19 protein-coding genes are annotated in these 22,440 nt (G+C 70.3%); 8 read left to right on the forward strand and 11 right to left on the reverse strand.

Annotated elements, in window-relative coordinates; genetic code table 11:
* Positions 1-183: 183 nt before the first annotated feature.
* Both ACFVUT_RS20865 and ACFVUT_RS20870 read right to left on the reverse strand, forming a co-directional pair.
* Complete coding sequence (locus ACFVUT_RS20865) at positions 184-882, reverse strand: DUF402 domain-containing protein (protein WP_389651590.1); 699 nt, start codon at positions 880-882, stop codon at positions 184-186.
* 45 nt (positions 883-927) lie between these two features.
* Entirely contained in the window at positions 928-2,352 is a 1,425-nt protein-coding gene (locus ACFVUT_RS20870) for a class II fumarate hydratase (protein WP_389651592.1), read from the reverse strand.
* 138 nt (positions 2,353-2,490) lie between these two features.
* Between ACFVUT_RS20870 and ACFVUT_RS20875 the strand changes: the two genes are divergently transcribed.
* Positions 2,491-4,014, forward strand: coding sequence for a ricin-type beta-trefoil lectin domain protein (locus ACFVUT_RS20875; protein WP_389651595.1), 1,524 nt, complete (start codon positions 2,491-2,493; stop codon positions 4,012-4,014).
* 180 nt (positions 4,015-4,194) lie between these two features.
* Here ACFVUT_RS20875 and ACFVUT_RS20880 read toward each other — a convergent pair whose 3' ends face one another.
* The gene (locus ACFVUT_RS20880) at positions 4,195-5,496 is read right to left on the reverse strand and encodes a M18 family aminopeptidase (RefSeq protein ID WP_389651598.1); all 1,302 of its coding nucleotides are present in this window, start codon (positions 5,494-5,496) and stop codon (positions 4,195-4,197) included.
* 528 nt (positions 5,497-6,024) lie between these two features.
* On the reverse strand, positions 6,025-7,506 hold the full coding sequence (locus tag ACFVUT_RS20885; RefSeq protein ID WP_389651600.1) for an MFS transporter: 1,482 nt from the start codon (positions 7,504-7,506) through the stop codon (positions 6,025-6,027).
* A gap of 70 nt (positions 7,507-7,576) precedes the next feature.
* Between ACFVUT_RS20885 and ACFVUT_RS20890 the strand changes: the two genes are divergently transcribed.
* Positions 7,577-8,563: a LuxR C-terminal-related transcriptional regulator gene (locus ACFVUT_RS20890; RefSeq protein ID WP_389651707.1), complete on the forward strand. Its 987-nt coding sequence runs from the start codon at positions 7,577-7,579 to the stop codon at positions 8,561-8,563.
* Between the two features lie 236 nt (positions 8,564-8,799).
* Here ACFVUT_RS20890 and ACFVUT_RS20895 read toward each other — a convergent pair whose 3' ends face one another.
* Positions 8,800-10,467, reverse strand: a complete 1,668-nt coding sequence (locus ACFVUT_RS20895) for a fumarate hydratase (protein WP_389651603.1) — start codon at positions 10,465-10,467, stop codon at positions 8,800-8,802.
* Positions 10,468-10,667: 200 nt separating this feature from the next.
* Here ACFVUT_RS20895 and ACFVUT_RS20900 point away from each other — a divergent pair, with 200 nt between their 5' ends.
* Entirely contained in the window at positions 10,668-11,330 is a 663-nt protein-coding gene (locus ACFVUT_RS20900; RefSeq protein ID WP_389651606.1) for a DUF1707 domain-containing protein, read from the forward strand.
* Positions 11,331-11,625: 295 nt separating this feature from the next.
* Positions 11,626-12,009: a WhiB family transcriptional regulator gene (locus ACFVUT_RS20905; RefSeq protein ID WP_389651609.1), complete on the forward strand. Its 384-nt coding sequence runs from the start codon at positions 11,626-11,628 to the stop codon at positions 12,007-12,009.
* Positions 12,010-12,360: 351 nt separating this feature from the next.
* On the opposite strand, the gene glpX is transcribed toward ACFVUT_RS20905, so the two are convergent.
* Entirely contained in the window at positions 12,361-13,392 is a 1,032-nt protein-coding gene (gene glpX / locus ACFVUT_RS20910) for a class II fructose-bisphosphatase (protein ID WP_389651612.1), read from the reverse strand.
* Positions 13,393-13,534: 142 nt separating this feature from the next.
* Between glpX and ACFVUT_RS20915 the strand changes: the two genes are divergently transcribed.
* A complete protein-coding gene (locus tag ACFVUT_RS20915; RefSeq protein WP_389651615.1) occupies positions 13,535-14,053 on the forward strand; it encodes a DUF4245 domain-containing protein in 519 nt (172 codons plus the stop codon).
* A 187-nt stretch (positions 14,054-14,240) separates the two neighbouring features.
* On the opposite strand, the gene ACFVUT_RS20920 is transcribed toward ACFVUT_RS20915, so the two are convergent.
* The 4 genes from ACFVUT_RS20920 to ACFVUT_RS20935 form a co-directional block, all read right to left on the reverse strand.
* The gene (locus ACFVUT_RS20920; RefSeq protein ID WP_389651618.1) at positions 14,241-14,831 is read right to left on the reverse strand and encodes a malonic semialdehyde reductase; all 591 of its coding nucleotides are present in this window, start codon (positions 14,829-14,831) and stop codon (positions 14,241-14,243) included.
* Positions 14,832-15,058: 227 nt separating this feature from the next.
* Entirely contained in the window at positions 15,059-15,325 is a 267-nt protein-coding gene (locus ACFVUT_RS20925) for an exodeoxyribonuclease VII small subunit (RefSeq protein ID WP_389651621.1), read from the reverse strand.
* Positions 15,326-15,472: 147 nt separating this feature from the next.
* On the reverse strand, positions 15,473-16,684 hold the full coding sequence (gene xseA, locus ACFVUT_RS20930) for an exodeoxyribonuclease VII large subunit (RefSeq protein WP_389651624.1): 1,212 nt from the start codon (positions 16,682-16,684) through the stop codon (positions 15,473-15,475).
* 253 nt (positions 16,685-16,937) lie between these two features.
* Complete coding sequence (locus tag ACFVUT_RS20935; protein WP_389651627.1) at positions 16,938-18,338, reverse strand: APC family permease; 1,401 nt, start codon at positions 18,336-18,338, stop codon at positions 16,938-16,940.
* A gap of 82 nt (positions 18,339-18,420) precedes the next feature.
* Between ACFVUT_RS20935 and ACFVUT_RS20940 the strand changes: the two genes are divergently transcribed.
* Both ACFVUT_RS20940 and ppgK read left to right on the forward strand, forming a co-directional pair.
* On the forward strand, positions 18,421-19,401 hold the full coding sequence (locus tag ACFVUT_RS20940; RefSeq protein WP_389651630.1) for a 4-hydroxy-3-methylbut-2-enyl diphosphate reductase: 981 nt from the start codon (positions 18,421-18,423) through the stop codon (positions 19,399-19,401).
* A gap of 80 nt (positions 19,402-19,481) precedes the next feature.
* On the forward strand, positions 19,482-20,240 hold the full coding sequence (ppgK, locus tag ACFVUT_RS20945) for a polyphosphate--glucose phosphotransferase (protein WP_389651632.1): 759 nt from the start codon (positions 19,482-19,484) through the stop codon (positions 20,238-20,240).
* A gap of 138 nt (positions 20,241-20,378) precedes the next feature.
* Here ppgK and ACFVUT_RS20950 read toward each other — a convergent pair whose 3' ends face one another.
* Positions 20,379-20,984, reverse strand: a complete 606-nt coding sequence (locus ACFVUT_RS20950) for a DUF6542 domain-containing protein (RefSeq protein ID WP_389651635.1) — start codon at positions 20,982-20,984, stop codon at positions 20,379-20,381.
* Positions 20,985-21,223: 239 nt separating this feature from the next.
* On the opposite strand from ACFVUT_RS20950, the gene ychF reads away from it, so the two are divergent.
* Positions 21,224-22,312, forward strand: a complete 1,089-nt coding sequence (gene ychF, locus ACFVUT_RS20955) for a redox-regulated ATPase YchF (RefSeq protein ID WP_389651638.1) — start codon at positions 21,224-21,226, stop codon at positions 22,310-22,312.
* The last annotated feature ends 128 nt before the right edge of the window (positions 22,313-22,440 follow it).

Below are 22,440 nucleotides of genomic sequence, written 5' to 3' on the forward strand. Positions count from 1 at the left end.
TGTCTCCACCCCCTCGTAGTGGCTCATACGATTCATACGACTGATGCCGCTATCCAGCTCATGCAGTGCGTTGTGCTTGTTCGATGACTTGTGGTCAGGTCCTTTGCCGTGTCCGCCGGTTGGAGAGGCACGGCCCTCCGGAGGACGATCCTACGTTTGTCCCCCTGGGGTGCATCAAGGGTCTCACGACGGCATATGCGAGGGGGTACGGTCCCAGTCATCCGGAAGCGCCGGAACGCGCCAGCGCGGATCGGGCCGCCACTGCTCCCAGCCGTCCCGGAACGGCGCTCCCCAGTTCCGGATCACCTCGACGGCCGCGCGGCCCGCCTCCCGCACCCGCCGCGCGGTCCGAGGGGCCATCAGACCGACCCGCTGCGCCTGGGCGAACTCGTCCTCGTCGCGCCAGACCCAGCTGCGGTCCGGGTAGACGGAGATGTCGAGAAAGTGATCCTCGGAGTCGATGCCGCCCGCCCATCGGGTGCGCGGTTCCTCCAGGTTCACGTACCAGCTGCGGAACTGCCAGCCGGGATCCCAGAACAGCCAGACCGACCAGGGTTCACCAGGACGGGCGAGCTTCAGTACGCCGTTGCCGAGCCAGGGTGAGCGCACGGTGGTGCGCGGGGCGGTGTAGCGGGTGACGAGCGGCTCGTCGTGCACCTCGGTGCCGTTCACCAGGATCGGCTTCACGCATTCGGTACCGGGCGCCACCCAGACGGCGAGCAACTCCGCAGTGTCCTGGACGACGGTGACGGGCCGGCAGATATGGACCGGGCCCGGGGCGCGATCCGGTGCGACGCCGTGGCGCAGCGGGCCGTTGCCGCGGTAGCGCCACAGGATCTGATCACCCGGCGCCCAGTGCTCGATGTCTCCGGTACCTGCCATGGGCAGATCTTAGAGGGGCCGGTGTCCGAGGAGGGGCGTCACCGGTCACGGGCGGGTCATGCGCAGGACGTCCAGCGCCTCGTCCAACTGCTCGACGGTCAGGTCGCCGCGCTCGACGTAGCCCGAGTCCAGCACCACCTCGCGGATCGTCCTGCGCTCGGCGAGGGACTTCTTGGCGACCTTCGCGGCCTCCTCGTAGCCGATGTACTTGTTCAGCGGGGTGACGACCGAGGGCGAGGACTCGGCGTACTCCCTGGCCCGCTCCACGTTCGCCGTGATCCCGTCGACCGTGCGGTCCGCGAGCAGCCGGGAGACGTTGGCCAGCAGCCGCACCGATTCCAGCAGGTTCTTCGCGATGACCGGAAGCATCACGTTCAGCTCGAAATTGCCCGCCGCGCCCGCGACGGCGACCGTCTGGTCGTTCCCCATCACCTGGGCCGCGACCATCAGCACGGCCTCGGGAATGACCGGATTCACCTTGCCCGGCATGATCGAGGAGCCGGGCTGGAGGTCGGGGAGGCTGATCTCGGCCAGACCGGTGCGGGGTCCGGAGGCCATCCAGCGGAGATCGTTGGAGATCTTGGTGAGCGAGACGGCGACGGTACGGAGCTGGCCGGACGTCTCCACGAGCCCGTCCCGCGCGCCCTGTGCCTCGAAGTGGTCCCTGGCCTCGGTGAGCGGCAGCCCGGTGACGCGGGCGACCTCGGCGATGACGGCGGCGGAGAAGCCGGGCGGGGTGTTGATGCCGGTGCCGACGGCCGTGCCGCCGAGCGGCAGTTCGGCGAGGCGGGGGAGTCCGGCGCGCAGCCGCTCGACGCCGTACCGGATCTGCGCCGCGTAGCCGCCGAACTCCTGGCCCAGGGTGACGGGTGTCGCGTCCATCAGATGCGTACGTCCCGACTTCACGACCGTCGAGAACTCTGCGGACTTGCGCTCCAGGGCGGCGGCCAGGTGCTCCAGTGCCGGGATCAGATCGCCGGTGACGGCCGCGGTCGCGGCGATGTGGATGGAGGACGGGAAGACGTCGTTGGACGACTGCGAGGCGTTGACGTGGTCGTTCGGGTGGACCTCGCGCCCCAGGCGCTCGGTGGCGAGGGTGGCGAGGACCTCATTGGTGTTCATGTTGGACGAGGTGCCGGACCCGGTCTGGAAGACATCGACCGGGAAGTGGGCGTCCCAGCGCCCCTCCGCGACCTCGGCGGCGGCCTCCTGGATCGCCCGCGCGATGTCCGGGTCGAGCACCTTCAGGTCGGCGTTCACCTTGGCCGCCGCCGCCTTGATCCGGGCCAGGGCCTCGATGTGGGCCCGTTCCAGGTGCTGCCCCGAGATGGGGAAGTTCTCCACCGCGCGCTGGGTCTGGGCCCGCCACCTGGCGCCTGCGGGCACCCTCACCTCGCCCATCGAATCGTGCTCGATGCGGAAATCCGTACCGCCCGCGGGGTTCTGCGCGGGGGACTGTGCGTCGTTCATGGGGGCAACCTCCTGAAAAAGTTGAGCACTTGTCTTGTTCTGTGTATTCCCAAGTCGTCTACCGGCCAGTAAATACCGGGGTGCTGCATTTCCCGGGGGACGACCCCGTACCCCCGTGCAGCAACCCGGGGAGGCGCAATGAGGCGCACCAGGCACAGACTTCGCTGTACGGTCGCGGCCGTCGCGGCCATGGCGGCGGCGTGGGGCGGTACGGTCGCCGCCGCAGGACCGGCGGGAGCGGCGGACCGCGCCGGTACCACCACTACCGCATCCGCGCCCCTGGCGCCCGAGCTGGAGGCCATCCGCGCCGCCGAAGCCACCCAGCTGTACGGCGACCCGGCCGAGCGCCCGCTCGCCGACCGCAAGACCGGGCTGATCTCGCTCGGCGACAGCGAGATCTCCGGCGAGGGTGTCGGCACGTACGAGGCGGGCACCGACGGCCCCGACAACTGGTGCCACCGCTCTCCCGACTCCGCGATCCACCGCACCGGGATCCCGGCCGACGTCACGTACAACGTCTCCTGCTCGGGCGCGTACACCGGCAACATCGTGATCGGCGGGTCGAAGCAGTACGCCGACGAATTGGTGCAGAGCGACAACCTCGCCATCAAGGCCCGCAACACCCGCATCAAGATGATCGTGCTGGTCGCCGGTGCCAATGACGACCTCCAGTTCGGCCCGGTCATGACGGACTGCGTCGAGCGCTGGGTCCTCCTTCAGGGCGCGTGCCAGCCGAAGTACGAGGGCGGCTGGCAGGCGCGCGTCGACGGACTCGTCCCCAAGGTCGAGAAGACGGTGCGCGACCTGCGGACCGTCATGTCCGACGCCGGGTACGGCACCGGCGACTACAAGCTCGTGGTCATGGGCTACCCGAGCCCGATCGGCCCGGACTTCTACGACAACCCGGATTTCCCGGGCAAGCTTCCCGGGGGCTGCGCCGGATACGACTCCGACGCCGCCTGGGGCCGCAACGTCGCGGTTCCCGCCTTCGAGCGCGGCATGCGCAGGGCCGACACCGGAGCCGTCTACCTCGACAACTCCCGGCTCTTCCACGGCCACGAGGTCTGCAGCGAGAACACCTGGGCCCGCGGGCTCTACATCGACCTCTCGCACTTCCCGCCGGACTCCAACTCCGTCCGGCAGTCCTTCCACCCCAACGCGCGCGGCCACGCGGCCTTCGCCTCCTGCCTGACCCAGATCTACAACTCGTCCCTGCGCGAGGCGAGCTGCGCCGACCCGGCGAGCACGGGGCAGCCGGTTCTTCAGACCGCCGCGTGGGACGACGTCTTCACGCCCCTGAAGAACGAGGCCACGGGCACCTGCGTGGACGTCCCCGCCTCGGTGACCCGTAACGACACCGAGGTCACCGGCTGGGACTGCCACGGCGGCCGCAACCAGGGCTGGTGGCACGACCCCGGCACGAAGAGCATCCGTACGGAACTGAGTCACGACCGGTGCCTCGACGTGCCGGGCGCCGACTACAAGGCGGGCGCCGCGCTCATCCTGTGGAACTGCTCGGGCGCGGCCAACCAGCGGTTCGTCGAGCAGTCGGGCACGCTGCGGCCGGCGGCCTCGACCGGGCTGTGCCTGACCCTCGCGGCGGCCAAGGACCCGCTGAGGCTGCAGAGCTGCGACGGCAGCGCGAAGCAGCGGTTCGCGTAACTCCGGCCCATGGGGAGGGGGAGGGGGTGGATGAGGGGGCAGGGGCGGGATGGCCTCGGCCGTTCCGCTTCCCCCTCCCGCTTCCGGCCGGCGGACCGGACCCGTCCCTCCCGCTTCCGGCCGGCGGACCGGACCCGTTCCGTCCAGTCCGTCCCGTTTCCCGCCGGTGGGCCGGTCCTGTCAGCCGGACGTCACGAACGCGCCCAGGACGGCGGCCAGATGGCCGGGGTCGGCGGCCCCGCACAGTTCGCGCGACGAGTGCATGGACAGCCCCGGCACCCCCACGTCGACCGTCGGGACACCGAGCCGGGCCGCGGTGAGCGGACCGATCGACGTGCCGCACGGCATCGCGTTGTTGGAGACGAACGACTGCCACGGCGCACCCGCCCGCTCGCACGCCGCCGCGAACACCGCGGTGCCGGTGCTGTCGGTGGCGTACCGCTGATTGACGTTGACCTTGATCGTGGGGCCGCCGTTGGGGAGCGGGTGGTGGCCCGGATCGTGCCGTTCCGCATAGTTGGGGTGCACCGCGTGGGTCATGTCGGCGGAGACGCAGAAGGCGCCGGACAGGGCGCGGGACCAGTCCTCGGAGCTGCCGCCGCGCGCGGCCACCGAACGGCCGAGGACCCGCTCCAGGAGGGGGCTCTGCGCACCCGTTTCCGAGCCGCTGCCGACCTCCTCGTGGTCGAAGGCCGCCAGGACGGGGATGTACGAGGGGGCGTCGGCCGCGGTCGCCGCGGCGGCCAGTGCCGTGACACCCGCGTGCACCGACACCAGGTTGTCCAGCCGCGCGGACACCACGAACTCCCGGTCGGCGCCGAGATATCCGGGCGGCTGGATGTCGTGGAGCATCAGGTCCCAGCCGAGGACCTCGTCGCGGTCCACCCCCGCGGCCGCCGCGACCCGGCGCAGCAGCGCTCCCTCCTCGGGAGCTCCGAGCGCCCACAGCGGGGCGATGTGGCGCTGCCGGTCGAGGGCGAGAGCCTCGTTGACCGTGCGGTCCAGGTGGATGGCCAACTGCGGTACCCGCAGCAGCGGTTCGTCGATCTGGACGAGCCGGGTCTCGACCCGTGTGCCGGTGCCGCGCAGGGCGAGCCGCCCCGAGATGCCCAGATCGCGGTCGAGCCAGGTGTTCAGCGGCACCCCGCCGTAGATCTCCACGGCGACCTGCCGCCAGCCGGCCGACCCGGTGTCGGGGACGGGTTTGACCCTCAGGTTCGGGGAGTCCGTGTGGGTGCCGAGGATCCGGAAGGGGGTGTGCGCGGGGGCACCCTCGGGGGCGTACCAGGCGATGAGGGCGCCGCCGCGGGCGACGAAGCTCCCGCCGGTCGTGCCTGTCCAGTCGTCCGTGTCGCGCAGTTCACGGAAGCCGGCCTTCTCCAGGCGCTGGGCGGCGCTCGCCACCGCGTGGTACGGGGAGGGGCTGGCCCTGATGAAGGACAGCAGGTCGTCGGCGTGGCTGCGGTGGGGAAGCGGCGTCATACGGCGTCCGCCTTTCCGGTGTTCGACGGTGAGAGTGAGGGTGGGCGAACCCGAGCCGGGCCGCTGGAGGCGGTGCGGTGCGGTGTTCGACGTGTGGTGAGGGCGGCGGCTGTTGTCCGGGCTGTTGTCCGGTCCCCAGGAGCGGTCCGGCGTGCTCCCCGGACTGTCTCCGGGTTCCTCGGGACTGCTTTCGGGGGCGCGGGGGCTGTCTCCTGGTTGCCCAGGACTGCTTCTTGACGCTCCGGGTCGGCGGAGCACTTGGGGAACGTCCGACAACCCACCGCAGCGGCCCGGCACGGCGCAAGTCCGCGGCGCGGCCCGCTGCGTGAAAGCGGCGGTGCCGTGGCGCCCGGCCCGGTGCCCGGGCCCGCGGCGGCCCGGGGCGCGAGGGAGGCCGTGCCCGGGCTGTCCGGTAACGCGCCGCGGGGGAGACGGACCCGCAGCGCCGGGTTCCCGCCCACCGCCCGCGCCCGTCGGCCCCCCAAGGGTGCGCCTCGAAATTGGCTGAATCTCGTCGTATACGAACCCTCACCGCACCCGCCCACCGCGCTCACCGCCGGGGTGGGCCGCGGAAGGGGGGCGCCGCCTCCGCGGGCCCGACACCCTGATCAGGAACACCGCCGCGAGCACGATGGGCACCCCGTGCGACCAGGCGACGACGGTCAGCGGACTGAGGCTGTCGAGCGCCGCGGCGACCAGGATCATGCCGATGCCGAACCCGAGGTTCTCCACGGTCGCGGAAAGTCCGAACGCGTGGCCGCGCAGTTCGGCGGGGAGCGTCTGCAGATGCGAGGTGTACGAGACCTCGGTGAGCCCGTCGGCCGCCCCCGCGACCAGCGCGATCACGGCGGTCGCGGCCGACGGGAACCCGGCGAACGCCAGGATGAACGCCCCGGACATCACACACGTGCCGTACCCGAACCCCGCCGCGCCCACCGACCGCCCGGTGCGGTTGATGTACCGCTGGATCAGTTGCTGCGCGACGACGTTTCCCAGGGCCCACAGACACCAGAAGGCGCTGACGAAGACGGCGGGGTGCGAGGTGTCGAGCCCTGCGGAGTAGACCGGCAGCGCGGCGTTGTGGGAGGACGAACCGAAGGCGTCCACACCGCGCAGCACCACCATCAGACCGAGTCCGGGCGCCGCGGCCGACGCGAGGAACGTGCGGGGCATCCGCCATCGGCCCGCCCCGCTCCTCCCGTCCCGCTTGCCGTCCGGCACGCCGCTTCGCTCGCGGTCCGGCTTTCCGTCCGGCCTGCCTTCCTGCGTGCCTTCCGGCTTCCCGTCCTGCTTTCCGTCCTGCTCGCCGTCCGGTCGCTGCTCACGGCCGTCGGAATCGTCCTCCGGTTCCGGCCCGGCACCCTTCTTCCCGTCTCCGCCCCCGCCCGCGATCGGCAGCAGGGCCACCGTCACGGAACAGACCGCGAACGTGGCCATGTCCACCACGAACGCGGCGGTGTAGCCGACCAGCGAGACCACCACGCCCGCCGAGGCGAAGCCGGCCACCATCGCCAGAGAACGACCCGTGATGGACAGGGAGTTGGCCCAGGACCGCCGCTCGTCGCCGACCATCTCGGGAATGGAGCTGCGCAGCGACACCATGAAAATCGTTCCGCAGCCGCCGACCACCACGGAAACCGCCATCAGTGCGGCCGTCCGCAATCCCTCCGGCGCCAGGACCAGCAGCAGCATCACCGCCGCCTGCGCCACATTCGTCCACAGCATGAGGCTCTTGGCCGTGAAACGGGAAAGGAGGCCACCGGAGGCCAGCCCGGCGAGAAATCCGGATCCCAGTCGCACGGCCATGAACAGGCCCATGGCGAGCGCGCGGCCGGTCGTCTCGTAGACGAACAGATTGAGCGCCACCATATTCAGGAAGGTGCCGTACGAAGAGAGGCTGTATCCGGCGACGAGGAATCGATATCGGCGTTCTCCGCGCGCCGCGTCGGCCGGATCGACGTCCGATGCCGGGGCCGGTCGGTCGTCCGCCTGTTCGATGTCCTGCGTCATCGGCCCATACTCACCGAGCGGCTCCGGTCGCCCATGGTCTCCGGATTGCAGGAATGTAATCTGCATGCTTGTGAAGGACGATCATTCCGGCCCACGGGCGTGTGATTGCCGCGAATCGTCACCGGACAGCACCTGCGACACGGCCCTCGCGGCCTACCGGCGTGCGCTCACCGAGGGAAGTCTTCCGGCGGGCGACGTGCCCCGCTGCCTGAGCACACTGCGCCTGATGGTGGAGGACCGCGACTCACCGGGGTACCTGATCCCCGTACCGCCCGAGACCGCCTCCTTCGACGCGCTCGGCCCCATCGAGGAGACGATCGCCCGCGAACGCCGCGCGCTGCGCTCGGCCCGTGCCGCGCTGGCCGTGTTCGACGGCCTGTACGCCGATGTGCACCGGCTCGAACAGTCCGCCCTCACCCGGCTCCACGGCGCCGCCGTCATCGGAAAGGCGCTCGACGCGGGCGTCGCGGGATGCCGGGAGGAGGTCCGCACCGCCCACCCCGGGGGCGGCCGTCCTGCCTACGCGCTGGAGGAGTCGCTCCCCCGGGACCTGCGCAATCTGCGCCGGGGCATCCGGCAGCGGACGATCTATCAGCACACCGTCCGCTCGGACCGTACGACGCTCGCCTACATCGAGCGGGTGACCACCGAGGGCGCCGAGGTCAGAACGCTGCCCGAGATCGTCGACCGGATCATCATCTTCGACCGGAACCTCGCGTTCGTCCCGTACTCCGACGAGCCGTACAGCGCCCTGCGCGTCCAGCACCCGTCCCTGGTCCGCTTCCTGGTCCGTCACTTCGACGAGGCGTGGGTCCGCTCGGTGCCGGTGCGCCCGGAACGCGTACCGCTGCGCACCCCGGTCGTCACCTCGGACCTGCAACGGACCATCCTGCGGGCGGTCGTCGGCGGCGAGACGGACGACTCGATCGCCCGCCGGCTGGGGATGAGCCGCCGCAGCGTCGCCGAACACGTGCGCAGGGTCTCCGAGCAACTGGGCAGCAACAGCCGGGCCCAACTCGGCTATCTGGTCGCGACGTCGGGTCTGCTGGAGGAGTGAGCAGCCCGGCGAAGTGAGCAGTCCGGCGGGGCGGGAAGCAGCCCGCCGGTATGCGGCCCGCCGGTATGCGAACGGCCGGTATGCGCCCCGCCGGTAAGCGGCGGAGTGGGAACGGCGGGGCAGGGACGGGGCGGGACGGGAAGCGGCGGAGCGAGAACGGCCCGTGGGGGCCCACCGGCCGCAAGCGCCTGGCCGGAAAGCCCCCACGGCCCGTGTCACCGGGTCGTCTCAACGCGTCAGGCGAGGCCCGGACCCCGTACCGGAATGCTGGTGAACGTGGGTGCCGGGGCGGGCTCGGTGAAGAAGTCGTTGCCCTTGTCGTCGACGACGACGAACGCCGGGAAGTCCTCGACCTCGATCTTCCACACCGCTTCCATGCCGAGCTCCTCGTACTCGACGACCTCGACCTTCTTGATGCAGTCCTGCGCGAGGCGCGCCGCCGGACCGCCGATCGAGCCGAGGTAGAAACCGCCGTGCGTGTCGCACGCGTCGGTGACCTGCTTGGACCGATTGCCCTTGGCGAGCATCACCTTGGAGCCGCCCGCGGCCTGGAACTGCGCGACGTAACTGTCCATACGGCCGGCCGTCGTGGGACCGAAGGAACCGGAGGCGTACCCCTCGGGCGTCTTCGCCGGGCCCGCGTAGTAGACCGGGTGGTCCTTCAGGTACTGCGGCATCTCCTCGCCCGCGTCCAGCCGCTCCTTGATCTTGGCGTGCGCGATGTCGCGGGCCACGACCAGCGGGCCGGTCAGCGAGAGCCGGGTCTTGACCGGGTACCTGGTCAGCTCGCTGAGGATCTCGTCCATCGGCCGGTTGAGGTCGATCTTCACGACGTCACCCGCCTCGTCGAGGTGCTCGTCCGTGGTGTCCGGCAGGAAGCGGGCCGGGTCCTTCTCCAGCTGCTCCAGGAAGACGCCCTCGGCGGTGATCTTCGCGGTGGCCTGGCGGTCCGCCGAGCAGGACACGGCGATCGCGACGGGCAGTGAGGCACCGTGGCGGGGGAGGCGGACGACGCGCACGTCGTGGCAGAAGTACTTGCCGCCGAACTGGGCGCCGATGCCGATCTTCTGCGTCAGCTCGAAGACCTTCTCCTCCAGCTCCTTGTCGCGGAAGCCGTGACCGGTGGGGGAACCCTCGGCGGGCAGCTCGTCCAGGTAGTGCGCGGAGGCGTACTTCGCGGTCTTCAGCGCGAACTCGGCCGACGTACCGCCGACGACGATCGCCAGGTGGTACGGCGGGCAGGCGGCCGTACCCAGCGAACGGATCTTCTCCTCCAGGAACTTCATCATGGAGGTCTCGTTCAGCACGGCCTTCGTCTCCTGGAAGAGGAACGACTTGTTGGCCGAGCCGCCGCCCTTCGCCATGAAGAGGAATTTGTACGCGCCGCCGTCGGTGGCGTACAGCTCGACCTGCGCGGGCAGGTTCGAGCCCGTGTTCTTCTCCTCCCACATGGTGAGCGGAGCCATCTGCGAATAGCGGAGGTTGAGCTTGGTGTACGCGTCGAAGATGCCGTGCGACAGGGCCTCTTCGTCACCGCCCTCGGTGAGTACGTTCTGTCCGCGCTTGCCCATGACGATCGCGGTGCCGGTGTCCTGGCACATCGGCAGTACGCCCGCGGCCGCGATGTTCGCGTTCTTCAGCAGGTCGAGCGCGACGAACTTGTCGTTGGACGACGCCTCGGGGTCGTCCACGATCCGCCGCAGCTGCGACAGGTGGGCGGGGCGCAGGTAGTGCGAGATGTCGTGCATGGCTTCGGCGGCCAGCGTGCGCAGTGCCTCGGGGGCGACCTTGAGGAACGTACGACCGTCGGCCTCGAAGGTGGAGACACCCTCGGAGGTCACCAGGCGGTACGGCGTGGTGTCCTCGCCCAGGGGGAGCAGATCGGAGTACGCAAACTCTGGCATTACGGCCATTCCTCACTCGGCAGACGGTGGCTGACCTCCCTTGGGCAGCGCACCCACCAGGGTAGAACGCCGCACGTCCGGCAAAGCTGTGAGGTAAGGCTCAGTTCGGCGTGCTCATGAGTCGGTGTGTTCACGAGGACGACACGGCGAGGCTTGGCGAGGGCTAGTCGCGATCTATCGCGTTTGGGTACGCTGGTTCGGTGGACCTCCAAAAGCACCCCCAGCAGCCCGTGGTTCCGGCGGAGCCGGGCGGTATCCGGGCCTCCGACGCGGACCGTGACCGGATCGCGGACATCCTGCGCGAGGCCATGGCCGAGGGCCGGCTCACCGCCGAGGAGCACGCCGAGCGGGTCGACGCCGTCTATCGCGCCAAGACCATGGGTGAACTGGAGCCGCTGGTACGCGATCTGCCCGCCGCCTCGGGTGCTTCCCGTCCGGCCGCCGGGCCGGGCGACCCCGTCCACGAGGGCCCCGCAGGCCCCGCCGAGAACCTGGTGGCGATCTTCAGCGGCTCCACCCGCAGGGGCCGTTGGCGGGTCGGTGGCCGCACGAACGCCTTCGCGCTCTTCGGGAGCGTGGAGATCGATCTGACCGAGGCGCTTTTCGGCCAGAGGCTCACGGTGATCAACGCGACATCCGTCTTCGGGAGTGTCGACATCAGGGTTCCCGAGAACATCTCGCTGCGCGGCAGCGGCACGGGTGTCTTCGGTAATTTCGAAGTGGTCACGCTGGAATCCGCGGATCCCGAAGCGCCGGTGGTCGTCGTCAACGGATATTCGGTGTTCGGAAGCGTGGAGGCGAAGCCCAAGCGCGGGAAGTTCATCGCGGATCTTCAGGACCGGCTGCGCAAATACTTCGGTTAGGGCGAGACCGGGCACGGCGAGGTGCACGGCCCCGCGAACACTTCCGAGTCGCCCGAGTTGCCCGAGTTCCCGAACTGCCGGAACCGACCGGATCTGCCCGGTACTTCACCGAACATCTCCGAACTTCACCGAACTCCTCCGAAGTGCTCCGAACTGCTTGGGGAACAAGCCAAATTCCTGACCGGCCGCAATTCCGCAGCGCGGATCACGGGCCACTCAGTGCATAGGCGTGCGCACAGCGGGTAGGGAATGCTGCATCGTCTCTCGCTCGCGAAGCCGTCGTCAGGAGTAGACCGTGCTGCAACTGCCGCATCAGCCCCTGCAGGTCGCCGCAGTCCCTTCCCAGCGCACCCCTGCGCGGGAGGACCAGGCCGGCCCCTGGCACTCGGAGGCGGTGTGCCGCCGGGATGAGGCCGGGCTGTTCTTCGCCCCGTCGAAGGAGCCGACCGCGGCCAGACTCGCGCGCGAGGAGTCAGCGAAGCGCGTCTGCGCGCGCTGTCCGGTCATGGTCGAATGCCAGGAACACGCGCTCATACAGCCGGAGCCGTACGGGGTGTGGGGCGGCCTCACCGCCGCCGAACGCCGCGTGGTGCTCGCCCGTCGCAGACGGCGCGAGGTGGAGCTCAAGGCATCGTCCGCGTCCTCCGCCGCGACGGACCGCATAGCCGCGGCGGGCTGACCGACCCCACGGGGCGCCGGAGCCTGAACCAGCGCGTGCGCATCCGCGTGCGTGCATATCCGCGTGCGTGCACATCCGTGTGTGCACATCCGCGCGTGCACATCCGTGTGTGCCCGTTCCTGCACGCGGTCAGTGCGGGCGTTCCGTGCGTGCGGTCCGGCGGGCGCGTTCCGTATGTTCCGGTGCGTGCGTGCGTGCGTGCGTTCCGTGCGTGGGCGAACCTGCCCATGCGCAGGCGCGGGTTCATGGGCGCGGGACGTCAAGAGGCGCCGGACGCGGCACGCGAAGAGGCGCCCCCACCGCACATGGGGGGCGCCTCTTCGTGTCCTGCACCCGAATGGGGACGGGGGTCTACTTCGCGCGGTCGAAGTCGATCGCGCTGTAGGCGCGCAGCTTCGACAGCCGGTGGGTCGAGTCGATCTTCCGGATGGTGCCGGACTTGGACCGCATGACGATCGACTCGGTGGTCGCCGTCTCCGCGCGGTACCGCACGCCGCGCATCAGCTCACCGTCCGTGATGCCGGTCGCGACGAAGAACACGTTGTCGCCGCTGACCAGGTCGTCGGTGGACAGGATCCGGTCCAGGTCGTGCCCCGCATCCAGCGCGCGCTGCCGCTCGGCCTCGTCCTTCGGCCAGAGCTTGCCCTGGATCACACCGCCGAGGCACTTTATGGCGCAGGCCGAGATGATGCCCTCGGGAGTGCCGCCGATCCCCATCAGAAGGTCGACACCGGTTCCCTCGCGGGCGGCCATGATCGAGCCCGCGACGTCGCCGTCGGAGATGAACTTGATCCGGGCGCCGGCCTCCCGGATCTCCTTGACGATGCCGTCGTGGCGGGGGCGGTCGAGGACGACGACGGTGACGTCCTCGGGGGCGGAGTTCTTCGCCTTCGCGACGCGGCGGATGTTCACCGCGACGGGCGCGTTGATGTCGACGAAGTCGGCTGCCTCGGGGCCGGTGACCAGCTTGTCCATGTAGAAGACCGCGGACGGGTCGAACATGGCGCCGCGGTCGGCGGCGGCCAGTACGGCGATCGCGTTCGGCATGCCCTTGGCGTTCAGGGTCGTACCGTCGATCGGGTCCACGGCGATGTCGACCTCGGGGCCGGTGCCGTCGCCGACGCGCTCGCCGTTGAACAGCATGGGGGCCTCGTCCTTCTCCCCCTCGCCGATGACGACGACGCCGTTCATCGAGACGGTGGAGACGAGGGTCCGCATGGCCTTCACGGCGGCGCCGTCGGCGCCGATCTTGTCGCCGCGCCCGACCCATCGCCCCGCCGCCATGGCGGCGGCCTCGGTGACCCGGACCAGCTCCAGGGCGAGGTTGCGGTCGGGGGCCTCAGGAGAGACCTCAAGCTGAGACGGCAGATGATGTTCGGACATCGGAGCGCACCTTTCTGTACGACGACGACCGGAAGAGGGTGCTGTGACTCTATCGTCAGGTCGATAATATGAGCAGACCGGGTCACTTTTGAGCGGGCTGCCCCGTAGTCGGGCCGATCGGGCCCAATGCGACGATGGACCTGTGGCTAGCAAGCGAGGCAAGCAGACGGTGCGGGACATGTTCCTGTCGATGGCGGTGATCTCCGCCGCGGCAGGCGTCGTTTACATCTTCGTTCCGCACGACGAGAACGCCAACCCGGTCAAAGCGGTCGACTACCGGGTGGAGCTCCTGACCGCGCGGCGCGCGGCACCGTACCCGGTGGCTGCCCCGGACGGACTGACCGAGAAGTGGAAGCCGACCTCGGTCAGCTACGACTCCAAGGTCGGCGACAGCTGGCACCTGGGTTTCCTCGATCCCGAGGGCAAGTACGTCGCTGTGGAGCAGTCCACGTCCCCGGCGGAGAAGTACGTGACCGAGGTGAGCCAGGACGCCAAGAACACCGGGCGTACGCAGCAGGTCGCCGGCGAGGCGTGGCAGCGCTGGGAGGGTGACAAGTACAACGCCCTGGTGCGCCGGGACGAGGGCGCGACCACGGTGGTCACGGGATCCGCCTCGCCGGAGCGGCTGGCCGAGATGGCGGCAGCGCTCACGTCGTCCTGAGCCCGGCCGCGGTGCGGGGCGCACTCGCGTTGCCCTGAGCCCGGCCGCGGTGGCGGTCGCGTGTACGTGGTCCTGAGCCCGCCCCGAGGGGTGCCCGAGGGGTGTACGCGGCATCGTGTGGCATACACGAAGGGCCCCGGAGCGCGGTCTGCGCGCTCCGGGGCCCTTCGTGCAGGTGCGGCGAGGATCAGACGGTCGTGACGACCTCGTCGTAGGAGAGGCGCGGCAGACGCGGGAACCAGGCGTCCTCGCCCGGCTTGCCGATGTTGACGACCATCAGCACCTTGTGGTCGGCGTCGAGGAACTCCTTCTCGATGCCCGCGGCGTCGAGACCGGTCATCGGGCCCGCGGCCAGGCCGGCGGCGCGGACGCCGATGATGAAGTACGCGGCCTGCAGGGCGGCGTTGAGGGTGGCGGACGACTCGCGGACCGGGCGCTCGGAGAAGAACGCGTCCTTGGCCTGCGGGAAGTGCGGCAGCAGGGCCGGGAGCTCCTCGTGGAACTCGTTGTCGGCGGCCAGGATGGCGACCAGCGGGGCGGTCGAGGTCTTCGGCTGGTTGCCCTCGGCCATGTGCTGGACGAGGCGCGCGCGGGCTTCCTCGGAGCGGACCAGGACGACGCGCAGCGGCGACTGGTTGAACGCGGTCGGGCCGTACTTGACCAGGTCGTAGATCGCCTGGACCTGGTCATCGGTCACCGGCTCGTCGGAGAAGGTGTTGGCGGTACGGGCCTCGCGGAAAAGGAGGTCCTGGGCGGTGGGATCAAGAGCGAGGGACATCGTACGGTCTACCTTCCGGCACACGGGATCGAGCAACGCCGACCACGGTAACGGAGAGGTAGGTTAATGTTCAACTAAAACCGGACTTGGGTGATCCGTTCCACAGCGCAGACTTCTCGCCTCACAGCCTCCGTGCCACAGCCTCCGCGCCGCAGTCTCCGTGCCACAGCCTCGCACCACAGCCACAGACCTCTCGCGTCGGCCACGGGCAGAGGGCCGGGGAGGCGTCACTCGTGCTCGGCCGCCGTACCGTCACCGCTCTCCTGAGGGCCAGCCGGTCCCGCCAGGGCCGCGTCCAGTCGGGCGCGCGCCCCTTCCAGCCAGTGTCGGCACACCTTGGCCAGCTCCTCGCCCCGCTCCCACAGCGCGAGGGACTCCTCCAGCGTCGTACCGCCCGCTTCCAGGCGGCGCACCACCTCGATCAGCTCGTCACGGGCCTGCTCGTATCCGAGCGTGCCCGCGGCACCGGCCGTCGTGGTCCCGTCGTCCGTCATGCGCCCCACCCTACGTTCCGGCTCATCAGGAGCCTGTTGCCTCGTCTGTCATCGCCATCGAGCCGCCTCGGCGGCTCGGGCGCCCTCGCGCCGGACCACCGGCGCTCACGCCCCCGCCCGCTCATCCGGTCGTCGGCGCCCGCTCGCTCAGTCACCGACCCGCACCGCGAACTCGCCCCCCGAGACCCGCGCCCGAAGCACGTCGCCCGGCGCCCCCGCGTCGGCCGGAGCCCGCACCACATGGCCGTCCGCCCGCTGGAGCACCGCGTACCCGCGCTCCAGCGTCGCCGCGGGCGACAGCGCGACCACGCGCGCCCGGGTGTGCGCGAGCTCCGAGTCCGCCCGGTCCAGCAGATGCCCCAGCACGCGGCGGCCCCGGCCGATCAGCGCGTCGATCTCGGCCGCCCGCTCGTCCACCATGCGCTGGGGACGTTCCATCGCGGGCCGGCCCAGCGCATGCGCCAGTCCCCGCTCCTCCCGGTCCAGCAGCCCCCGTACCGTCCGCAGCGCACGGTCCCGCAGGAGCTGCACCCGGTCCAGCTCCTCGCCCACATCGGGCACGACCTTCTTCGCGGCGTCCGTCGGCGTGGAGGCGCGCAGGTCCGCGACCAGGTCGAGCAGTGGCGAGTCCGGCTCATGGCCGATCGCCGACACCACGGGTGTACGGCACGCGGCCACCGTGCGGATGAGCTGCTCGTCCGAGAACGGCAGCAGGTCCTCCACACTGCCGCCACCGCGCGCCACGACGATCACGTCGACATCCGGGAGGTCGTCCAGCTCCTTCACGGCCTGGACGACCTGATTCACCGCGTGCACCCCCTGCACGGCCGCATTGCGCACCTCGAACCGCACCGCGGGCCACCGTCGCCGCGCGTTCTCCAGGACGTCGCGCTCGGCCGCCGAGGCCCGGCCGCAGACCAGTCCGATCAGCTGCGGCAGGAACGGCAGCGGCTTCTTGCGGTCGAGTGCGAAGAGCCCCTCCGAGGCCAGCGACTTCTTCAGCTGCTCAAGGCGGACCAGCAACTCTCCGATGCCGACCGGCCGTATCTCCGTGGCCCGCAGGGACAGCTGACCGCGCGGCGCGTACCACTCGGGCTTGGCGAGGACGACGACCCGCGCCCCCTCCGTCACCACATCCGCGATCCGGTCGAAGACCTGGCGGAAGCACGTCACGCTCACCGAGATGTCCTGCGAGGGGTCGCGCAGCGTCAGAAACACCACGCCGGCGCCCGGCCGCCGCGACAACTGCGTGATCTGCCCCTCGACCCAGACGGCACCGAGCCGGTCGATCCACCCGCCGATGAGGCGCGACACATCGCCGACGGGCAGGGGAGCTTCCGGGGACGTTTGGAGAGCCATGCGAGCGAGCGTATCCGCCGCCACCGACAATCCGGCGGCCCGCGGCGACCGTTACGCCCCGCCGCCGAGATCGCCCCACCGCGCGCCGCCCACCGCGCGCCGCCCGACCAGGCGCCACCCCCCGCCGCCGAGATCGCCCCACCGCGCGCCGCCCACCGCGCGCCCCCCGCCCCCGTCCTTTCCGCCGGACAGACCGTGTCTCCGCGTCCCTGGCCTCCGCCCCTCCCCCCTCGGCCCGTGCCTCTCCGCTCTCTCAGACCGCGCGACGCCCCCACTGCAACGCCAGCACCACCAACCCCACCCCCAGCCAGCAGACCCCCACCACCTGAGCGCTCGCGGTCGCCTCCACGATCACCGCGATCAACACCCCCGCACCCACCACCGGCACCAGCACATGCCGCCACCAGCTGGGCGGCCCCTCCCTCCGGCGTACGGCGAACCACCCGACCACCGACGCGTGCAGCAGCACGAACGCCGTCAGCGCGCCGATGTCCACGACCGACACCAGACGGTCCAGGCCGTCGGCGCGCCGGGCCGCCCACACCGCCGCCACCAGCGTCACCGTCGCGGCCAGCAGGACCGCGAGGCGGGGCACCCCGGACCGCGGGTCGACCCTGGACAGCGGCGAGGGCAGCCGCCGCTCCCTGGCCATCGCGAACACCAGCCGCCCGGCCGCCGCCTGCCCGGCCAGCGCCGCGAAGGCCGCCCCGATCGCCTTGCTGACCGCCACCAGATCGTGCAGCCAGGACCCGACCGCGACGTCCACCGTGTCGTAGAACGCCGACCCCTGCGCGGCCGGATCGGCAGCCAGCTCCGCCGACGTCATCGGCTCCAGCAACGCCGCCAGATACCCCTGCGCCACGAACAGCACGCCCGCGAGCACCAGACAGAACAGCACCGCCCGCGCCACCTTCGCCGAGCCTCCCGTCACCTCCTCGGCGAACGAGGCGATCGCGTCGAAGCCCAGGTACGACAGCACGGCCACCGACACCGCCCCCAGCACCGCGGACGCGGAGAATCCCCGGTCACCGGTGAGCGGGGTCAGCCAGCCGCGCTGCGCCCCGTCCTGTACGAGAACCACCACCGCCGACACCAGGAACACCAGCAGCACCACGATCTCCATCACGAGGACCGCGAAGCCGACCCGGGCGGCGGTCCGCACACCCCAGAGGTTGAGGAGCGTGGTGATGACGACCGCGAGTGCCGTCCACACCCACCGCGACACCGACGGCACGAGCGCGTTCAGCGCGATTCCGGAGAAGAGGTAGGCGACGGCGGGGATCAGCAGGTAGTCGAGCATCGCCATCCACCCGGCGATGAATCCCGGCCCTTCCCCGAGCCCCTTGCGGGCGTACGCGAACACCGAGCCCGCCAGCGGCGCCACCCGGACCATCTGGGCGTAGCTGAAGGCGGTGAACGCCATCACGACCGTCGCCGCGACGTAGACCAGCGCGACCGCACCGTTCGATTTCGCGTCGAGTGTGCCGAACACGCCGACGGGCGCCATCGGAGCGATGAAGAGGAGCCCGTAGACCACCAGATCCCGGAAACCGAGCGTCCGGTGCAGCCTGCCCTTCGCCCGATGCGGACTCTCCTCCTGATGCGGCCCCTGCGCCTCCGTGCCACCGAGCCCGCCGCTGCCGGTCCCCGCCATGAGCCCTCCGTCGGTCGCGTACGCATCAGTCTCGCGACCCTGCCGATCTTCCGCGCGTTCGACTCGGCCTTACGATGGGCGCATGACTGCTACGACACCCCGCCGCGTCCTGCTCGCCGCTCCCCGTGGCTACTGCGCGGGCGTGGACCGTGCCGTGATCGCTGTGGAGAAAGCCCTGGAGCAGTACGGCTCCCCGGTGTACGTGCGCCACGAGATCGTCCACAACAAGTACGTCGTACAGACCCTGGAGAAGAAGGGCGCGATCTTCGTCGAGGAGACGGCGGAGGTCCCCGAGGGCTCGATCGTGATGTTCTCCGCACACGGCGTCGCGCCGACCGTGCACCAGGAGGCGGCCGAGCGGAAGCTCGCCACGATCGACGCGACCTGCCCCCTGGTCACCAAGGTCCACAAGGAGGCCGTCCGCTTCGCGCAGGACGACTTCGACATCCTGCTGATCGGCCACGACGGTCACGAGGAAGTCATCGGCACCTCCGGCGAGGCCCCCGAACACATCACGCTGGTCGACGGCCCCGAGGACGTCGCCGGCGTCGAGGTGCGCGACCCCTCGAAGGTCGTCTGGCTCTCCCAGACCACACTCTCCGTCGACGAGACGATGGAGACGGTCGGCGCGCTCAAGGAGAAGTTCCCGCTCCTGATCTCGCCGCCCAGCGACGACATCTGCTATGCCACACAGAACCGGCAGATCGCCGTGAAGCAGATGGGCGCGGACGCCGACCTCGTGATCGTCGTCGGCTCCAAGAACTCCTCCAACTCCGTCCGCCTGGTCGAGGTCGCCCTCGGTGCCGGTGCGAACGACGCCCATCTGGTCGATTTCGCCGACGAGATCGACGAGACCTGGCTGGAGGGTGTCTCCACGGTCGGCGTCACCTCGGGCGCCTCCGTTCCCGAGGTCCTGGTCGACGGTGTCCTGGCCTGGCTCTCGGAGCGCGGCTTCGAGGACGTCGAGATCGTGAAGGCGGCCGAGGAGTCCATCACCTTCTCCCTGCCCAAGGAGCTCCGGCGTGACCTGCGCGCCGAGGCCGCGGCACTCGTGAAGGAGTGACGGCGCGAAGCCGACGGCGTGCGCCGGCGGCTTCGCGTTCCGAGAAGTGGGCCGGGCCGCCTGCCCGTACCGTGGGTCGCATGCAGATCTTCGGCGTGGACATCGGCGGATCCGGGATCAAGGGTGCTCCCGTGGACCTGGACCGCGGAGACCTGGCGCAGGAGCGCCACAAAGTACTCACACCGCACCCGGCGACGCCCAAGGACGTGGCCGGGTGCGTGGCGGAGGTGGTCGGTCATTTCGACTGGTCGGGTCCGGTGGGCATCACCTTCCCGGGCGTCGTCACCAGCGGCTGCACACGCACCGCGGCCAATGTCGACAACAGCTGGATCGACGTGGACGCCCGCGGACTGCTCGGCGACAGGCTCGGCCTCCCGGTCACCGTCCTGAACGACGCCGACGCCGCCGGGATCGCGGAGATGACGTTCGGCGCGGGGCGCGGCCGCAAGGGGACGGTGATCGTCCTGACGCTCGGTACGGGCATCGGCAGCGCCCTCTTCACCGACGGCAAGCTCGTACCCAACACGGAGCTGGGCCACCTGTTGCTGAACGGTCACGACGCGGAGAAGCACGCCTCCACCAAGGCCAAGGAGGACGAGGACCTGAGCTGGCACCACTGGGCGCACCGGGTGCAGAAGTACCTGACCCATGTGGAGATGCTGTTCTCGCCCGAGCTCTTCATCATCGGCGGCGGGGTCAGCCGCAAGGCGGACAAGTTCCTGCCGCTGATCGAGCATGTACGGGCCGAGATGGTACCGGCGGAGCTGCAGAACAACGCGGGCATCGTGGGGGCCGCGATGGCGGCGAAGGCGGCGAGGGGCGCGGCGAACGAGTCGTAGGCGGCCCGCAAGGACACGGCGTGGGGGCTGCCGGGCGGGGGCTTGCGCGGGGGAGGGCGGGCCTACGCGGCGCCGGGGGCCCGTCCTGCACGGGCCCGTACGGGGACGGGCCCGCACTGTCGCCTCCCGCACCCCCGGTCAGGGCTGGGGGCGGCGGGGCGGCTGCGAGGTCCGGGCGGACTGCGAGGCGGGCAGCGCACGGCGCTGGCGCTGTCGCTGCCGCATCAGCCGGACCTTCCGTACCGTTGCGATGAGCCCGGCGATGAGCGTGCCGCCGTACAGCCACCCGGCGTGTACGGCGAGCGCGGTGACAAGGGCCATGGTCTGGCCGGCGAAGCCGTCCGTTCCGCCAGAGATCGGGATGACACCGATGGCGAAGGCGATCGGCACGATGATGGGCGCGGTCACCAGGTCCGCGGGCCGCACCCACAGTGCGGTCAGCGCGCTGACCGGCAGGAACAGCACCCCGAACACGGTCGACGAACCATCGAGGATCAACTCGTCGAGGCACGCCAGTACGAACATGACGGCAGCCGCGAACAGCCCCGCGCCGATGCCGGTCAGCCGGGGATTCGGCAGCCTGCGCAGCGCGAGAACGGCGGGCGGCACGGGCCGGGACCGGTCGTCCGGCTGCGCGTCCACCACCCGGTAGACGGCGGCGGCTTCGTCGATGGTGCCCTGCGGGGACAGCGGGGCCTGCCGAGACTGCCTGCGCTGCGGGGGACGTGTCCTGTGCTGCTCCACCGGGACAACGTAGGTTGCCGGGCAGGAGTAAACCGGTGTGGGACACGCGGTTTGGGTGACCTTGGCGATGAGTTCGATGCCACACGGCCGAACGGGAACCGATTCGGTACCCGACCGGACCCGTGGTTACCCGGTCGCCCTCGCCCGTAAACTGGAGAATCGGCCCACCGGGCCTGACGCAGCTCCGCCCGCTCCACCACCGCCTCACCTCCCCTCCCACTCCTCAGGAAGTCGCCAACGTGTCGCTCACGATCGGAATCGTCGGTCTGCCGAATGTCGGCAAGTCGACCCTGTTCAACGCCCTGACCAAGAACGACGTGCTGGCGGCCAACTACCCGTTCGCCACGATCGAGCCGAACGTGGGCGTCGTAGGCGTCCCGGACGCCCGCCTGGACAAGCTGGCCGAGATCTTCAGCTCACAGCGCGTGCTCCCGGCGACGGTGGACTTCGTCGACATCGCCGGCATCGTCCGTGGCGCTTCGGAGGGCGAGGGCCTGGGCAACAAGTTCCTCGCGAACATCCGCGAGTCCGATGCGATCTGCCAGGTCATCCGCGCCTTCAAGGACGAGAACGTCGTCCATGTCGACGGCAAGGTCTCGCCCAAGGACGACATCGAGACGATCAACACCGAGCTGATCCTCGCCGACCTCCAGTCCGTCGAGAAGGCCGTCCCGCGCCTCACGAAGGAATCCCGTCTCCAGAAGGACAAGGTCGCGGTCCTCGCCGCGGTCGAGGAGGCGCAGAAGATCCTCGAATCCGGCGAGACCCTTTTCTCCGCGGGCATCACCGCAGGTACGGAGCGGGGCAGGCTCCTCCACGAGCTGCACCTCCTCACCACCAAGCCCTTCCTCTACGTCTTCAACGTCGACGAGGACGAGCTGGTCGACGAGGACTTCAAGAACGAGCAGCGCGCCCTGGTCGCCCCCGCCGAGGCGATCTTCCTCAACGCCAAGATCGAGTCCGAGCTGATCGAGCTCGACGACGACGAAGCCCTCGAACTCCTCCAGTCCATGGGCCAGGAGGAGCCCGGCCTGGCCACCCTCGGCCGCGTCGGCTTCGACACCCTGGGCCTGCAGACCTACCTCACGGCAGGCCCGAAGGAAGCCCGTGCCTGGACGATCAAGAAGGGCGCCACGGCCCCCGAGGCAGCCGGTGTCATCCACACCGACTTCCAGAAGGGCTTCATCAAGGCGGAGATCGTCTCCTTCGAGGACCTGGTCGAAACAGGCTCGGTCCCCGAGGCCCGCGCCAAGGGCAAGGCCCGCATGGAGGGCAAGGACTACGTGATGCAGGACGGGGACGTGGTGGAGTTCCGCTTCAACGTCTAATACGTTCGGCGAAAGGCCGTCTGACCTGCGGTGGAGTGGGTTGGGCGGCCTTCGCGGTCCGCGCAGAGTCCGCAGCGTACGTTTGACGCGTATTCAGTACAGCCCTGGCGGATCCCGCTACGCTCCGA

Origin of the sequence: Streptomyces sp. NPDC058051 (assembly GCF_042885475.1) — a bacterium.
In the GTDB taxonomy this organism is placed as follows: domain Bacteria; phylum Actinomycetota; class Actinomycetes; order Streptomycetales; family Streptomycetaceae; genus Streptomyces.

Excerpts from the sequence above, each read along its gene's own strand:
- ACFVUT_RS20865 (WP_389651590.1), bottom strand. The coding sequence starts at position 882 with ATGGCAGGTACCGGAGACATCGAGCACTGGGCGCCGGGTGATCAGATC.
- ACFVUT_RS20870 (WP_389651592.1), bottom strand. The coding sequence starts at position 2,352 with ATGAACGACGCACAGTCCCCCGCGCAGAACCCCGCGGGCGGTACGGAT.
- ACFVUT_RS20875 (WP_389651595.1), top strand. The coding sequence starts at position 2,491 with ATGAGGCGCACCAGGCACAGACTTCGCTGTACGGTCGCGGCCGTCGCG.
- ACFVUT_RS20880 (WP_389651598.1), bottom strand. The coding sequence starts at position 5,496 with ATGACGCCGCTTCCCCACCGCAGCCACGCCGACGACCTGCTGTCCTTC.
- ACFVUT_RS20885 (WP_389651600.1), bottom strand. The coding sequence starts at position 7,506 with ATGACGCAGGACATCGAACAGGCGGACGACCGACCGGCCCCGGCATCG.
- ACFVUT_RS20895 (WP_389651603.1), bottom strand. The coding sequence starts at position 10,467 with ATGCCAGAGTTTGCGTACTCCGATCTGCTCCCCCTGGGCGAGGACACC.
- glpX (WP_389651612.1), bottom strand. The coding sequence starts at position 13,392 with ATGTCCGAACATCATCTGCCGTCTCAGCTTGAGGTCTCTCCTGAGGCC.
- ACFVUT_RS20920 (WP_389651618.1), bottom strand. The coding sequence starts at position 14,831 with ATGTCCCTCGCTCTTGATCCCACCGCCCAGGACCTCCTTTTCCGCGAG.
- ACFVUT_RS20925 (WP_389651621.1), bottom strand. The coding sequence starts at position 15,325 with ATGACGGACGACGGGACCACGACGGCCGGTGCCGCGGGCACGCTCGGA.
- xseA (WP_389651624.1), bottom strand. The coding sequence starts at position 16,684 with ATGGCTCTCCAAACGTCCCCGGAAGCTCCCCTGCCCGTCGGCGATGTG.
- ACFVUT_RS20935 (WP_389651627.1), bottom strand. The coding sequence starts at position 18,338 with ATGGCGGGGACCGGCAGCGGCGGGCTCGGTGGCACGGAGGCGCAGGGG.
- ACFVUT_RS20940 (WP_389651630.1), top strand. The coding sequence starts at position 18,421 with ATGACTGCTACGACACCCCGCCGCGTCCTGCTCGCCGCTCCCCGTGGC.
- ppgK (WP_389651632.1), top strand. The coding sequence starts at position 19,482 with ATGCAGATCTTCGGCGTGGACATCGGCGGATCCGGGATCAAGGGTGCT.